Source organism: Pseudoduganella sp. UC29_106 (assembly GCF_044055365.1).
Classification (GTDB): domain Bacteria; phylum Pseudomonadota; class Gammaproteobacteria; order Burkholderiales; family Burkholderiaceae_D; genus Rugamonas.
The window spans coordinates 4,060,945-4,074,851 of the sequence record NZ_CP171977.1; the positions used below are offsets into that span (position 1 = coordinate 4,060,945).

Below are 13,907 nucleotides of genomic sequence, written 5' to 3' on the forward strand. Positions count from 1 at the left end.
TTTCAATTGCCCGTGCGGATGCCCCAGATCGACACGCCGTCGCTGTTCTGCGCTGTGAACGTAACCACGAAAGCATTCGCATTTGTATTCCACTGCCGCGAGAGCACGCCGTTATAGACCGCAGCCGTGCCGTCGATCGTGATGGTGACCTTGTTGGCGTCCTTATAGGTCCACTTGCCCGTCACCGCGCCGTTGACCGTGCCGTCCGAAGCCAGCCGGATTGCCGTCGACGGCTTGATCGTCGCGGAGATGTCCTTGCCGTGGTTGACCATCTTGTACGCACCCGCCGTATCAGCAGACGTGACCGCTGCGGCAACCGCAGGCGCCGCCTTGCTCAAAGGCGCATAGCGCAGCGGCGCCACCACCGGCCAGCCATCGTCGTTGATGAACATCTCGTGCACGCGCACTTCATGCACCTCGCCCTGGCCCGGGAAGCGGGTATGGAAGATCAGGTAGTACTTGCCGGACGCAGCGTCGTAATAGGCCGAGTTATGGCCCGGCGACACATAGCCCAGCGGCGTGCCGCTCTCGCCGTCCGCCAGCGCGAACTGGTGATTGCCCATCAGCTTCTGGCCATACGGCGCGATGCTGGCGTCATCAAACACCGTGTTGGGCGCACCCTTCACGTTCGCCATGTCCGTTCCTTTTGCATCGACATAAGGGCCGTCCGGCGACTTCGAGCGTGCAACGCGCAGGTTGTAGCCGCCAGTCGCATCCAGCCCGCCGAAGGACGTGAACATATAGTAATAGCCGGACTGCGGGCTATATAGTGCATAAGCGCCCTCGATGCGCGCATGGTTGCCGCCCATCAGATGCTTGCCATAGCCCTGCCCCGCCAGCGGCAGGCCGGTGGCCGCGTCCATCGCCATGATGAAGATGCCGCCTGAATAGGAGCCGTAAATCATCCACAGCTTGCCATCCTTGTCGCGGAAGACGTTCGGATCAACCACGTTCGGGTGCTTCGTCGCATCGTAGACCGTGCCATCCGGGCTCGCCTCGCCCCACATGCCGGACTTCAGCAGCAACTGCTTGTTGACGTAGGGGCCTTCGATCTTGTCCGCCACGGCCACGCCCAGCGCGGAGCGCGGCGAATCGCCCTTGCAAGAGTCGTAGTACATATAGAACTTGCCGTCGCCAAGCTGGATCACGTCCGGCGCCCACAGATCGGTGACCTGGGACCAGGCGAAGGTGTCAGCCAGCTGCTTCGTAACGTCCGCAAACAGGGGATTCGTGGCCGTGACGCCGTCGGCGATTTTCGTCCAGTTCATCAGGTCCGTGGTCTTCGCGGCAGCGAGGTGCGAACCGAAGATGTAGTAGCTTTCGCCGGTGCGCACGACCGAAGGATCGTGCACGGACGCGTTGGCGAAAGTCAGCGCCGCCTGCACCGGGGTAGCCGGCGTGGCAGGTACGGGAGTCTGCGTCACCGGCGCCGTGGTGGCGGCGCCGGAACCGCCGCTACCACCACCACAGGCCGTAAGGACGAGCAGCCCCGCTGCGGCCAGGCCGCAGGAGATTGCACTGAGCTTCATGGAAGCTTACTCGACGGCGGCGACGACGACCGACTTCGCAGGCAGCTTTACCACGACCTTGCCACCGCTGGCTGTTGCGCTGAACGGCGCAGGCTTCACGGCTTCAGGATTGGCAAAGGTGTTATGCGCGTCCATGGCGGCGGCAGTCAATACCTGGCCATTCAGCTTACCGGCCTTGGCACCGGACAGATTCACCGTCACGTCCACCGGCTTGTTCGGGTTGGTGTTGACCAGCGCCACGTAGATTTTGCCGTCCTTGGCCTTAGCCGCCGAAGCACTCACCTGCGGCACCGTGGTCTTGCCCATGCTGTAGGCGCCATTGTTCGAAATGGTCAGCGGCAGCGAGGTCGCGTCCTGGAACGGCACATACATCTTGTAGGCGTGGTAGGTCGGCGTCAGCAGCATCTTGTCCTTGTCGGTCAGGATCATAGCCTGCAGCACGTTGACCATCTGCGCGATATTGGTCATGCGCACGCGATCAGCGTGGGCGTGGAAGATGTTGAAGTTGAGCGCTGCCACGACCGCGTCGCGCAGGGAGTTCTGCTGGTACAGGAAGCCCGCGTTGGTGCCTGGCTCCACGTCGTACCAGGTGCCCCATTCATCGACCAGGAAACCGATCTTCTTCTGCGGATCGTTCTTGTCCATCACCTCGGTATTCTTCCGGATGAAGTCATCCATCTTCAGCGTATTCTTCATGGTGGAGATCCACTGATCCTCGGCGAAGCCGGTAGCGGCGCCCTTCTTCTCCCATACACCGGTCGGGATCGTGTAGTAGTGGAAGCTGATGCCGCTGATGTTGCTCTTCACCTTGCTCAGGCTATCGGTCCACTTGGTGTCGCTATCGTTGCCGCCGCTGGCAATGAATTTCGGGCGGTTGGCGGGCGGCGCCTTCAGGAAGGCAGTCGTGGTCTTGTACAGCTGCGTGTAGTGCTCAGGCGACATCTCGCCGCCGCAGCCCCAGGCTTCGTTACCGACCGCAAAATAGTCGACCTTCCATGGCTTGTCGCGGCCGTTCTTGCGGCGCATTTCAGCCAGCGTGGACTTGCTGTCCGACGTCATGTACTCGACCCATTCCGACATTTCCTGTGCGGAGCCGGTACCCAGGTTGCCGTTCACATAGACTTCAGCGCCCAGCAGCTCGGCCAGGTCGAAGAACTCATGGGTGCCGACGGCATTGCTCTCTTCCACGCCGCCCCAGTTGGTATTGACCTTCACCGGACGCTGCGCGCGCGGGCCAACGCCATCGCGCCAGTGGTATTCATCGGCAAAGCAGCCGCCCGGCCAGCGCACCAGCGGAACGTGCATATCTTTCAGCGCGCCGACCACGTCGTTGCGCCAGCCCTTGGTGTTCGGGATCTTCGAATCGGTACCGACCCACATGCCTTCGTAGATACCCGTACCCAGGTGCTCGGCGAACTGGCCGTAGATATTCTTGCTGATGACGGGACCCGGCTTGGCCGCGTCGATGGTCACGCTGACCTGTGCGAAAGCGGCGCCGCTGGCGGCGATGCTGAGGGCGAGGATAGTCTTTTTGATCATGCTGTCTCCTGATTTTATTTGAATGTGGCGACGAAGCCGCCATGAGGCTTGATGACAATTTGCGTGGCCTTGGCCGCGCTGATATCGGACTGGCTGAAGGCACGCTCTGTCGCGCCATCCGAGATGAGCTTCCCGCGTTTGGCGATGAAGCTGAGATCGAGGGTAAGGGTCTTGTCGCTGTCGCCTGCATTGAAGCCGGCCACGTACCAGGTCTTGCCGGCGCGGCGTGCGATCACGGCGTACTGGCCCGGATAGCCGTCGACGAACTTGCTGTCGTCCCAGCTGCGCGGCAGCTCCTGCAGGAAGCGCTTCACGTAACCAGGCGCTGTGGCCATGCCTTCCGGGATCTCGGCAAAGTGCTGGATGCCGGAGACAAACAGCACCGATTCCGCCAGCTCGAAGCCGTTACGGGTCACGCGCTTGATCTTAGGGATGTCGCCGAAGGCCATCGGCGTGAAATCCATCGGATCGAACAGGTTGCGGGTGAACGGAATCATCGCGGCGTGCGCCGGGATCGCGTCCTGGCCCGGCTGGTCGAAGGTGGTGAACTCGAAGCCGCGGATCGCTTCCATTGTCATCAGGTTCGGCCAGGTGCGCGACCAGCCGCGCGGCAGCGTGGCGCCGTGGAAGTTCACCAGCAGGCCGGCGTCGTAGGCATCCTTCAGGATGTCGACGTAGTAGGCGATCATCGACTGGCCATCGCCGCCGAAGAAGTCCACCTTCACGCCCTTGACGCCCATCTCGTGCAGGCGCTTGAACTCGGCCACGCGCGATTCGCGGGTGAGCAGCTTGTCCTTGGGCGTCATGTCGGTATCGTTCCACGGACCGGCGGAGTTGTACCAGACCAGGATGCCGATGCCTTTCGTCTTCGCATAGGCGGCCAGTTCACGCACCTTGTCGTAGCCGATCTTCTGGTCCCAGTACGCATCGATCAGCGTGTAGTCCCAGTGCATATCGGCTGCGTAGTCGATGAACTTCTTCTGCGTATCGTAGACGGTGAAGTCATCCTTCAGGATGGCCCAGCTCCAGCTCGAATGACCCGGCTTGATCCAGCCTGCCATCGGGCGCGCGGCCGGCGGCGCCAGATCGGTGCCGAGGGTCGAGTTGACGACGGTGTCCAGGCCGCCGATGGCCATCACGCGCCATGGCGAAACCAGTTCGCCTTCGGCATGCGCCAGCAGCGCACCGCCCGGCTTCACCTCTTCCGGTGCGGGACCGGCGATGCGATAGACGCCGCCTTCGCTTTGCGCGGCAAGGCGGGAAGCGTGGAAGCTGCCGTCCATGCCCGCTTCCGTTAGCGCTACCCAGGTATCTCCGGTGCGGAACAGGGCTGGGAAAATCCAGCCGGCCATCGGCGATGGCGTGCCAACCGGGACGTCCTTCTGCCAGAATTCTTCATACGAGGGATTGGTGCGCCCCCAGCCGGACTTGGCGACCGCCATCGGCTGCAGCCACGCCCGCGCATCCGGCGCGAAGGCGAAAGCTGTCGCTTCGGACTGGAACTTCAGCTGCGCGCCGCGCACGGTGTAGCGGAAAGCGACGCCGTCGTTCGACACGCGGAAGGTGACGTCGATGGCTTGCTGCTGCGGGTTGCGCAGCGTGTAGGTCTGTTCGTTGGCCGCGTAAGTGATATGCGAGCGCTTGCCGGTCGCCAGCGTGTAGCTGTCGCGCACGGGGCGCACCGGCGACGCCGCGGCGAGGGCCAACTGGCGCGACAGTTCCGCCCCTTCCAGCGTCATGCCCAGCGCGGAGGGCAACAGCACTTGCGCGCCATCGCGGCGCACGGCATAGGTTGCCGCGCCGTCGGGAGACACGCTCACGTCGACGGAAAGATGGCCATCGGGGCTGGCGAGCGGCGCGGCATAGGCCGCAGGGACAGCAGCGCACAACGCCAGCACTGCCGCGGCGTTAAGGTATGGGGCGCGCATGGCTTATACCCAGCCGGCGTCGACGATGAACTCCTGTGCGGTGCACATGGCGCTGTCGTCGGCGGCGAGGAAGAGGACCATGGAAGCGATATGTTGCGGCATCAGCATGCCCGGCAGGCACTGCATGCGGGTGATTTCCTGCTTGGCCGCATCGTCCACCCACAGGTCGAGCTGACGCTGGGTCATCACCCAGCCCGGCGTGACGGTGTTCACGCGGATGCCGGAGCCGCCCAGGTCACGCGCCAGGGAACGGGTCAGGCCGATCACGGCGGACTTGCAGGTCGCGTACACCGGATAGCCCGCGCCCTTGGCGTGGAAGGAAATGGAGCTGATGTTGATGATGGAACCAGTGCCCTTCTTCTTCATGCCAGGGATGACGGACTGGCAGGTGAAGAACATCGGGCGCTGGTTGATGGCGATACGGTTGTTCCAGTACTCGAGCGTGACTTCCTCGGCATTGTGGCGCTGGTCGTTGGCTGCATTGTTGACCAGCACATCAAAGTCGCCTATGTCGGCGGCCAGGTCGGCAATGGTCTTTTGCAGCGCAGGGATATCGGTGATGTCGCAGTGGCGGAACAGCGGCGCCGGATGGCCGGCCGCCTTGATCTTTTCCACCAGCGCTTCGGAAGGTTCGCGGACGATGTCCACGAACGCCACCTGGGCGCCCTGCTCCGCGAAAGCGGTGACGAGTGCCTCGCCGATGCCGCTGCCGCCGCCAGTCACAAATACCCGCTTGCCACGCAAGCTGCCAAACTTGGCCAATTCAGTCATGCTTTGTCTCCGTACTGTTCTTATCGCTTGTTACGTATTGACGCTGATTACTCTTTGGTCAGCGCGCCATCGCGGCGGCGCCAGATCTGCAGAGGATTGCCATCGCGCAGGGCCTCAGGCAGCAAGGCTTGCGGGATGTTCTGGTAGCACACCGGACGCAGGAAGCGGCTGATCGCTCCGGTACCGACCGAAGTGCTGCGGCCATCGGCCGTGGACGGGAACGGGCCGCCGTGCACCATGGCGGTCGACACTTCAACGCCGGTCGGGAATCCGTTGGCCAGGATGCGGCCCACTTTGCGCTCCAGCACAGGCAGCAACTGGGCAGCGGCCGGGTAGTCGGCTTCGTCCATCTGCAGGGTTGCGGTCAGCTGGCCTTCCAGGTTCTCGATCACCTGGCGCACTTCATCCAGGGATTGGCAAGCCACGATCAGGGACGCCGGGCCGAACACTTCATCCTGCAGCGCATGCGTCTTCAGGAAGTCCGAAGCGCCGGACTGGAACAGCGCCGGTGCGCCCTTGCCTTCTTCCTGGTTCGCCAGCGCCACGGTCTTCACGCAGGACTGGCCGGCCAGCTTGGCCACGCCTTCCTGGTAAGCGCCGGCGATGCCCGGGGTCAGCATGGTTGCAGGGCCGGTGCCGGCCAGTGCGGCGGCTGCGTCCACGGCGAACTTGTCCAGCTCAGGACCAGCCAGGCCAACCACCATGCCCGGATTGGTGCAGAACTGGCCGACGCCCATCGTCAGCGAGCCGGCGAACTGCTGTGCAATGCTGTCGCCGCGTGCTTTCAGGGCGTTCGGCAGCAGGACCACAGGATTGATGGAGCTCATCTCGGCATAGACCGGGATCGGCTGCGGACGTGCTGCGGCAACCGCCATCAGTGCGGTACCGCCGGCGCGCGAGCCGGTGAAGCCCACGGCCTGGATGGCCGGATGCGCGACCAGCGTGGTGCCGATGTGGCGGCCGGTGCCGGTCAGCAGTGCGAAAGTACCCTTCGGCAGGCCGCAGCGCTCAACGGCCTTGGCAACGGCGCGGCCAACCAGTTCGGAAGTGCCGGGGTGCGCGGAGTGCGCCTTCAGCACCACCGGGCAGCCGGCGGCAAAGGCGGATGCGGTATCGCCGCCGGCAACCGAGAAGGCCAGCGGGAAGTTCGATGCGGCGAAAACGGCAACAGGACCAACGCCGATCAGGCGCATGCGCAGGTCGGGACGCGGCGGGGTGCGGTCAGGGATCGGGCTGTCCAGGCGCGCGTCGCGCCAGGAACCTTCACGCAGCAGGTCGGCGAACATCTTCAGCTGGTTCACGGTACGGCCACGCTCGCCCTCCAGGCGGGCGCGCGGCAGGCCGCTCTCCGCCATGGCGCGTTCGATCAGCTCATCGCCGATGGCCAGGATTTCTTCGCCGATAGTATCGAGGAACTTGGCGCGCTCGCCGTCGGAGGTGGCGCGGAAAGTGTCGAAAGCGGCGCCGGCCAGGCGGCAGGCTGCGTCGATCTGTGCTTCGCTCACGGCGTTGAACGCCGGTTCCAGGTAGTCACGCTTGCTTGGATCGAAGGCTTTGACGCTGCTGCCTTCGCCTTTGACGGCAACGCCGCCGATGAGTGCTTCTCCGGTAATCGTCATAGTGCTTTCACTTTCGCATAAGAGGTTTCGAGAACGGCCAGCGGATTGCGCAGCGCTGGTCCAAATGCCGGGGCTTCGATTTCGAAGGTCTCGCCGGGCTGCACGCTGATGCCGTCTGCGAAGCTTAACGTAGCTGTGCCAAAGAAGTGAATATGCACGTCGCCTTTTCGCTTGAACAAATCGTATTTGAAGTGGTGATGTTCCAGGTTGGCGATGGTGTGGCTCATGTTCTGTTCACCGCTGACAAAAGCTTTTTCCCAGCGCACTTTGCCGTCGGCGCCGTACACACGGGATACGCCATCGATATGCTCGGGCAGTTCGCCCACCAGCAGGGCCGGGCCCACGCCGCAGGCGCGCAGCTTGGAGTGCGCGAGGTAGAGGTAGTTCTGGCGTTCGGTCACGTGGTCCGAGAATTCGTTGCCGATGGCGAAACCGAGGCGGTAAGGCTGGCCATCGTCGCCGATGATGTAGAGGCCCGCGATTTCAGGCTCTTCGCCGCCGTCCAGGGCAAAGTCCGGCATCTTCAGCGCTTCGCCGCTGGCGCAGACCACCGAGCCGTCGCCCTTGTAGAACCATTCCGGCTGCACGCCGGCCGTGCCTTCTGCCGGCTTGCCGCCTTCCACGCCCAGGCGGAACATTTTCATGGAATCGCTCAGCGCTTCAACGTCGCCGCCGATTTTCTTGTGCATGGCGTCGCGGGTGTCCGCGCTGCCCAGGTGGGTCAGGCCGGTGCCGGTGACGTAGCAGTGGGCCGGGTCTTCGTGGTCCAGCGGTGCAAGCCAGGTGACGGAGGCCGGGCTGACAATGGTGCTGCCGGCGCTGGCATCGGCCAGCGCGGCGAGGGATTTCTTTTCGGCGATGGCTGCTTTGGCCAGCGCGTAAGTGGTCTTGAAACCTTCGATGACGCGAATGCCCGCTGCTTCCAGCAGGCCTACGGCACGCTCGCCGGATGCGTTTTTGAATTGTACGATCAACATTTTGTTGTCTCCTTTTTTTTAAAACCCAATGCGTGAATCTGGTGTCAGCCACGATGTGGCAGACACCTGTTTGGGGCCTGGGGCTTCGATCGGGTGTCTGCCACATCGTGGCAGACACCAGGGTTTGCCTTGGGTTTCAGTGCGAATGCTTAGGCACAGCCGCCCCGCGGGTGCCGACGAGGAAGTCAAAATCGCAGCCCTCATCCGCCTGCAGCACGTGATCCACATACAGCTGCGCATAACCCGACTTCGGACGATCGCTCGGCAGCTCAGCACGCGCCTTCAGGCGCTGCGCCAGTTCCTCATCCGACACTTCCAGATTCAGTTTCCCGCCAGCGCAATCCAGCGAAATGTAATCGCCCTCCTGCACCACGCCCAGCGGACCGCCGGCCATCGCTTCCGGCGCCACGTGCAGCACCACGGTACCGTAGGCGGTGCCGCTCATGCGGGCGTCCGAGATGCGGACCATGTCCTTGATACCCTTGGCCAGCAGCTTGGGAGGCAGACCCATATTGCCCACTTCGGCCATGCCCGGATAACCTTTCGGGCCGCAATTCTTCATCACCAGGATGGAGTGCTCATCCACATCCAGCTCCGGATCGACGATGCGCTTCTTGTAATCGTCGAAGTCCTCGAACACCACGGCCTTGCCGCGGTGCTGCATCAGGTGCGGCGAAGCGGCGGACGGCTTCAGCACGGCGCCGCGCGGCGCCAGATTGCCGCGCAGGATGCAGATGCCGCCATCCTCGATCAGCGGCTTGTCGATCGGGCGGATTACTTCTTCGTCATAGATCGGCGCATCCTGCACGTTTTCCCACAGGGTCTTGCCGTTGACGGTCAGCGCATCCTTGTGCGGCAGCAGGTTGTTCTCGCCCAGGCGGCGCAGCACGCCCGGCAGGCCGCCGGCGTAATAGAACTCTTCCATCAGGAAGCGGCCGGACGGCAGCAGGTCAACCACGGTCGGCGTGCCGCGGCCGACGCGGGTCCAGTCTTCCAGTTCCAGGTCCACGCCGATACGGCCGGCGATGGCCTTCAGGTGGATCACGGCGTTGGTGGAACCGCCGATGGCGGCGTTGGTGCGGATGGCGTTTTCGAACGCTTCCTTGGTCAGGATCTTGGACAGGCGCAGGTCTTCCCACACCATTTCCACGATGCGCATGCCGGACATGTGGGCCAGCACATAGCGGCGCGCGTCCACGGCCGGGATGGCGGCGTTGTGCGGCAGCGAGGTGCCCAGCGATTCGGCCATGCAGGCCATGGTCGATGCGGTGCCCATGGTGTTGCAGGTACCGGCGGAACGGGAGTGGCCCGCTTCCGCGGCGAGGAAGTCGTGCATGCTGATTTCACCGGCCTTCACCTGCTCGTGCAGCTGCCAGACGGCGGTGCCGGAGCCGATGCTCTTGCCATTCAGCTTACCGTTCAGCATGGGGCCGCCGGTAACGACGATGGCCGGGATGTCGCAGGATGCTGCGCCCATCAGCAGGGCCGGGGTGGTCTTGTCGCAGCCGACCAGCAGGACGACAGCGTCCATCGGGTTGCCGCGGATGGATTCTTCCACGTCCATGCTGGCCAGGTTACGGGTCAGCATGGCGGTCGGGCGCAGGTTCGATTCGCCGTTCGAGAAAACGGGGAATTCAACCGGATAGCCGCCTGCCTCCAAAATGCCCTTCTTCACGTGCTCGGCAAGCTTGCGGAAGTGGGCGTTGCAGGGGGGTGAGTTCGGACCAGGTGTTGCAGATGCCGATGATCGGCTTGCCCTGGAATTCGTGATCTGGAATGCCCTGGTTTTTCATCCAGCTTCGGTACATGAAGCCGTTTTTATCCTGCGTGCCGAACCATTCGGCCGAGCGCAGTTTAATCTCCTTCTTTTTTTCAGACATGCATTCCTCCATTGCGATGGAAGAATGTTAAGAGGATTAATGATAGCGATCCAATGAATTAAAAATTGGGATTGATACGAAAAAAGATATCAAACCCACCCAAAAGCTAGTGGCTGGCACGATGTGCCAGCCACTTATTTATTGCCGCGGACTCCGAACAGGTGGCTGGCACATCGTGCCAGCCACCAGGGTTTGGGGTGGGTTCAGGGTTGGACGGTGAACCGATAGAGGGACTGGCTTTCGTACACTTCCCCCCGGCCGCAGAATAGTATTCGGATACTCCGCCCGATTCGGCGAATCCGGATAATGCTGCGGTTCCAGGCAAAGGCCGCAGCGGTAGCTGTACTGCCAGCCCTTGCCAACGAGTGACCCATCCAGGAAATTCCCGCTATAAAACTGCAGGCCCGGCTCCTGGGTATAAATCTCCAGCACGCGGCCCGATTCCGGCTCGCGCAGGAGGCAGGCCAGGGACATGGTATGCGGCTCCGCCTTGTTCAGCACGAAGTTATGGTCATAGCCCAGCCCATTATCCAGCTGCTCATCCTCATCGTTGATACGCTCGCCGATGGTGTGCGTGGTGCGGAAATCGAAGGGCGTGCCCGCCACATCGAGCAGTGGCCCGAGCGGAATCGACTTCGAATCGATAGGCGTATAGCGCTCCGCATTGATAAGCAATTGGTGATCGAGGATGCTGCCCTCCCCCGCCAGGTTGAAGTAGGCGTGGTGGGTCAGGTTGACGGGCGTGGCCTTGTCCGTCACGGCGTGGTACTTGACCAGCAGCTCGTTCGCATCATTCAGCTCATAAGTCACCGTCACATCCAGGTTGCCCGGGAAACCCTGGTCGCCATCGCGGCTGCGGCAAGTCAGCTTCAGCCCGATCAGCAGGTCACCCACGACGGGCACCGCATGCCAGGCCAGCTTGTTGAAGCCGCGCGGACCGCCGTGCAGGTGGTTTTCGCCGTCGTTGATATCCAGCTGCACCGACTCGCCATCCAGCACGAAGCGGCCGCGCGCGATGCGGTTGCCATAGCGGCCGATCAGGGCGCCGAAGTAGGTCTTGTCGTCGAAATAGGAGTCGGCTTTCGCATAGCCGCAAGTCACGTCCGCCAGGCGGCCGTGCTTGTCCGGCACATGCAGTTCGGTGATGATGCCGCCGTAATTGGTGATCTTGACGGTCATGCCGTTGCGGTTGCGCAGAGTGTACAGGCTGAGCGGCAACCCCTCAGGCGTTTCACCGAACGGCTCTTGTGTGATGCTCAGTTCCATTTATGCAATCGATGGGCGGCCGAAGACCGGCATGCCCTGCTCGTCCCAGCGCAAGGGTTTGACAAAGGTATGGCGGTCCGGATTCCACAGCGGATCGCCGACGATTTCAGTATAAGTCCTGGCATGATATACGAGGAGCACAGTTGCCCCGTCTTCCGCCACGGTGAAGCTGTTGTGGCCGGGGCCGTATACCTTGTGCTCGAAGCAGGTTTGCAGCACCGGCTGTCCGGACTTGTGCCACGAGGCCGGATCCAGCAGGTCCGCCTTCTCGTCCGCCCACAGCAGGCCCATGGCGTAGTTTTCGTCGGTCGCGCTGGCCGAATAGCTGATGAAGATCTTGCCGTTCTTCTTCAGCACGGACGGGCCTTCGTTGACCCAAAAACCGCGGATCTCCCAGTCGTATTCCGGCTTGCTCAGCATGACGGGCTTGCCCTCGATCTGCCACGGCGTTTTCATGGCCGCGATATAGAGGTTGGAATTGCCCTCGATTTCCTTGTCCTTCTGCGCCCACAGGTAGTACAGCTTGCCCTTGTGGGTGAAAGTGGTCGCATCGAGGCAGAAGCTGTCGATGCCGGTATCGACCTGCCCCTTGAACTCCCATTCGCCTTCCAGCGGATTGGGGCTCTCGTTGCGCAGCGCGTACATGCGGTGCTGGAACAGCTTGTCCTTGATTTCGCGGCTTGGCGCGGCGGCGAAATAGATATACCAGGCGCCCTGGTTGAAGTGGATTTCCGGCGCCCAGATCAGTTCACTGTATGGCCCCCGGTCAGGCTTGCGCCATACGTCGCGGGTTTGCGCGCTGACCAGCCCCTCGATGGTCTTGGCGCGGCGCAGTTCGATGCGGTCGTACTGCGGCACCGACGCGGTGAAGTAGTAATAGCCATCGGTATGGCGGTAGATATAGGGGTCCGCGCGCTGCTCGATCAGCGGTGTCAGGATATCGCCCAATTGATTCTCCAATTCGTAAAATTCAGCTTGCCACATAGCCGTGCGTACGCATTTCGGCCTTCACTTCGTCGTAATACTTGTCGCTGATGCGGTACTTGAACATCAGCAGGCCCATGACCAGGTGGAAGAAACCCGAGATCACGGACAGCATCAGCGCAATGCCGTTCAGCGCAAAAGCCGTCTGCTCTGCGTTGGGCCGGTAATCGAAATACGTCAGCAGGATGCCCACCAGGCCGCCGGCGATCGCCATGCCCGCCTTCTGGCAGACGGAGATGCCGCCGAAGGCGAAGCCGGACACGCGCTTGCCGGTTTTCACCTGGCCGTAGTCGATGGTCTCGGCAATCGCCGACCAGAACACGGGCGCATGCAGGTCCACGATGAAGGACAGCAGGAAGTACAGCACGAAAGCCAGCACGGTATCGCCCGGCTTCACGAACAGGTAGATCGCCACGCTCAGCGCCGCCACCATGATCTGCGTATAGCGGAACAGCTTGACTTTGCAATAACTCTTGGTGATCCAGGTCGACGCGACCATGGAGAGGATGGCCGCCGCCACGCCGGTGGACAGGAAGGCCGACACCATGCCCGTGTCGCCGCCCAGGTAGTACTTGGCGTAATAGATCGCCACCGAGCCGCGGATCACGTAGCCCACCGTGCCCGTCACGCAGACGCCGCACAGGATCAGCCACTGGTCGTTCTTCATCAGCACTTTCAGCTGCTCGGCGATGGACTGGCGCTCCACCACATGGCGCACGCGCTCGGTGGTGGTGAAAAAGCAGAACAGGAACATGGCCACGCCCACGGCAGCCATCACGCCCATCGCAGCCTGGTAGCCCGCCGCCGCATTGCCGTTGCCCCAGCGCTGCGCCAGGATGGGCACGATGATGGTGACCATGAAGGCGCCGATCTTGGCGAAGAACAGGCGGTAGCCGTTGGCGGACAGGCGTTCCTTCGGATCGCTGGTCAGCCCCGAGATCAGGGAGATATAAGGAATGCCTACGCCGGCCGTCATCAGCGTCGCCAGGATGTAGGTCGTGTACGCCCACACCAGCTTGGCGTCATAAGCCAGTTGCGGCGTGGTGAAGGCGAAGAAGATGCTCACGCCGTAAGGGACGGCGAGGAACAGCAGCCAGGGACGGTAGCGCCCCATGGCTGCGTTGAAGCGGTCCGTCAGCTGGCCCATGACCAGGTCGGCGATGGCGCCCACGATTTTCACGGCCACGAACAGCAGCGCCAGGTCGGCCGTGTGCAGACCGTAGATATCGGTGTAGAAGAATGTAATGATCAGCATCATCGACGAGATCACCACATTCAGCGCCATGTCCCCGGCGCCAAACCCCACCTTTTCCAGCACCGACAATTTTTGATTCGACATTGATTACCTCTTACAGCAAAAACGGCGGATCAATGATCCGCCCTACGCATTATTGGAACGCCACGCGGCGCGGCG

Annotated in this window: 9 protein-coding genes and 1 pseudogene; all 10 read right to left on the minus strand. The window is 62.3% G+C overall.

What is annotated here, in order from left to right; all coding sequences use genetic code 11:
- Nucleotides 1–2: 2 nt before the first annotated feature.
- Nucleotides 3–1,529 carry a glycoside hydrolase family 43 protein gene (locus ACHMW6_RS20380; RefSeq protein ID WP_395399375.1) on the minus strand — a complete coding sequence of 509 codons (1,527 nt, stop codon included), beginning with the start codon at nt 1,527–1,529 and terminating at the stop codon, nt 3–5.
- A 6-nt stretch (nt 1,530–1,535) separates the two neighbouring features.
- Nucleotides 1,536–3,068 carry an alpha-N-arabinofuranosidase gene (locus tag ACHMW6_RS20385; protein ID WP_395399377.1) on the minus strand — a complete coding sequence of 511 codons (1,533 nt, stop codon included), beginning with the start codon at nt 3,066–3,068 and terminating at the stop codon, nt 1,536–1,538.
- Nucleotides 3,069–3,082: 14 nt separating this feature from the next.
- Nucleotides 3,083–4,996, minus strand: a complete 1,914-nt coding sequence (locus tag ACHMW6_RS20390) for a glycoside hydrolase family 97 catalytic domain-containing protein (protein WP_395399379.1) — start codon at nt 4,994–4,996, stop codon at nt 3,083–3,085.
- 3 nt (nt 4,997–4,999) lie between these two features.
- The gene (locus ACHMW6_RS20395; RefSeq protein WP_395399381.1) at nt 5,000–5,767 is read right to left on the minus strand and encodes an SDR family NAD(P)-dependent oxidoreductase; all 768 of its coding nucleotides are present in this window, start codon (nt 5,765–5,767) and stop codon (nt 5,000–5,002) included.
- A gap of 47 nt (nt 5,768–5,814) precedes the next feature.
- On the minus strand, nt 5,815–7,386 hold the full coding sequence (locus ACHMW6_RS20400; RefSeq protein WP_395399383.1) for an aldehyde dehydrogenase (NADP(+)): 1,572 nt from the start codon (nt 7,384–7,386) through the stop codon (nt 5,815–5,817).
- Nucleotides 7,383–8,363, minus strand: coding sequence for an AraD1 family protein (gene araD1 / locus ACHMW6_RS20405; protein WP_395399385.1), 981 nt, complete (start codon nt 8,361–8,363; stop codon nt 7,383–7,385). Before araD1 ends, ACHMW6_RS20400 begins: the two co-directional genes overlap by 4 nt.
- Before the next feature lie 136 nt (nt 8,364–8,499).
- A pseudogene (locus ACHMW6_RS20410) lies at nt 8,500–10,243 on the minus strand (IlvD/Edd family dehydratase).
- A gap of 138 nt (nt 10,244–10,381) precedes the next feature.
- The gene (locus tag ACHMW6_RS20415) at nt 10,382–11,509 is read right to left on the minus strand and encodes an aldose epimerase family protein (protein WP_395399387.1); all 1,128 of its coding nucleotides are present in this window, start codon (nt 11,507–11,509) and stop codon (nt 10,382–10,384) included.
- The gene (locus ACHMW6_RS20420) at nt 11,510–12,493 is read right to left on the minus strand and encodes a family 43 glycosylhydrolase (protein WP_395399389.1); all 984 of its coding nucleotides are present in this window, start codon (nt 12,491–12,493) and stop codon (nt 11,510–11,512) included.
- Nucleotides 12,480–13,832 carry an MFS transporter gene (locus ACHMW6_RS20425; RefSeq protein ID WP_395399391.1) on the minus strand — a complete coding sequence of 451 codons (1,353 nt, stop codon included), beginning with the start codon at nt 13,830–13,832 and terminating at the stop codon, nt 12,480–12,482. Before ACHMW6_RS20425 ends, ACHMW6_RS20420 begins: the two co-directional genes overlap by 14 nt.
- Nucleotides 13,833–13,907: the final 75 nt, after the last annotated feature.

What these genes read in the sequence shown, in the direction of transcription:
- ACHMW6_RS20380 (WP_395399375.1), bottom strand. Translation starts at nt 1,529, where the DNA reads ATGAAGCTCAGTGCAATCTCCTGCGGCCTGGCCGCAGCGGGGCTGCTC.
- ACHMW6_RS20385 (WP_395399377.1), bottom strand. Translation starts at nt 3,068, where the DNA reads ATGATCAAAAAGACTATCCTCGCCCTCAGCATCGCCGCCAGCGGCGCC.
- ACHMW6_RS20390 (WP_395399379.1), bottom strand. Translation starts at nt 4,996, where the DNA reads ATGCGCGCCCCATACCTTAACGCCGCGGCAGTGCTGGCGTTGTGCGCT.
- ACHMW6_RS20395 (WP_395399381.1), bottom strand. Translation starts at nt 5,767, where the DNA reads ATGACTGAATTGGCCAAGTTTGGCAGCTTGCGTGGCAAGCGGGTATTT.
- ACHMW6_RS20400 (WP_395399383.1), bottom strand. Translation starts at nt 7,386, where the DNA reads ATGACGATTACCGGAGAAGCACTCATCGGCGGCGTTGCCGTCAAAGGC.
- araD1 (WP_395399385.1), bottom strand. Translation starts at nt 8,363, where the DNA reads ATGTTGATCGTACAATTCAAAAACGCATCCGGCGAGCGTGCCGTAGGC.
- ACHMW6_RS20415 (WP_395399387.1), bottom strand. Translation starts at nt 11,509, where the DNA reads ATGGAACTGAGCATCACACAAGAGCCGTTCGGTGAAACGCCTGAGGGG.
- ACHMW6_RS20420 (WP_395399389.1), bottom strand. Translation starts at nt 12,493, where the DNA reads ATGTGGCAAGCTGAATTTTACGAATTGGAGAATCAATTGGGCGATATC.
- ACHMW6_RS20425 (WP_395399391.1), bottom strand. Translation starts at nt 13,832, where the DNA reads ATGTCGAATCAAAAATTGTCGGTGCTGGAAAAGGTGGGGTTTGGCGCC.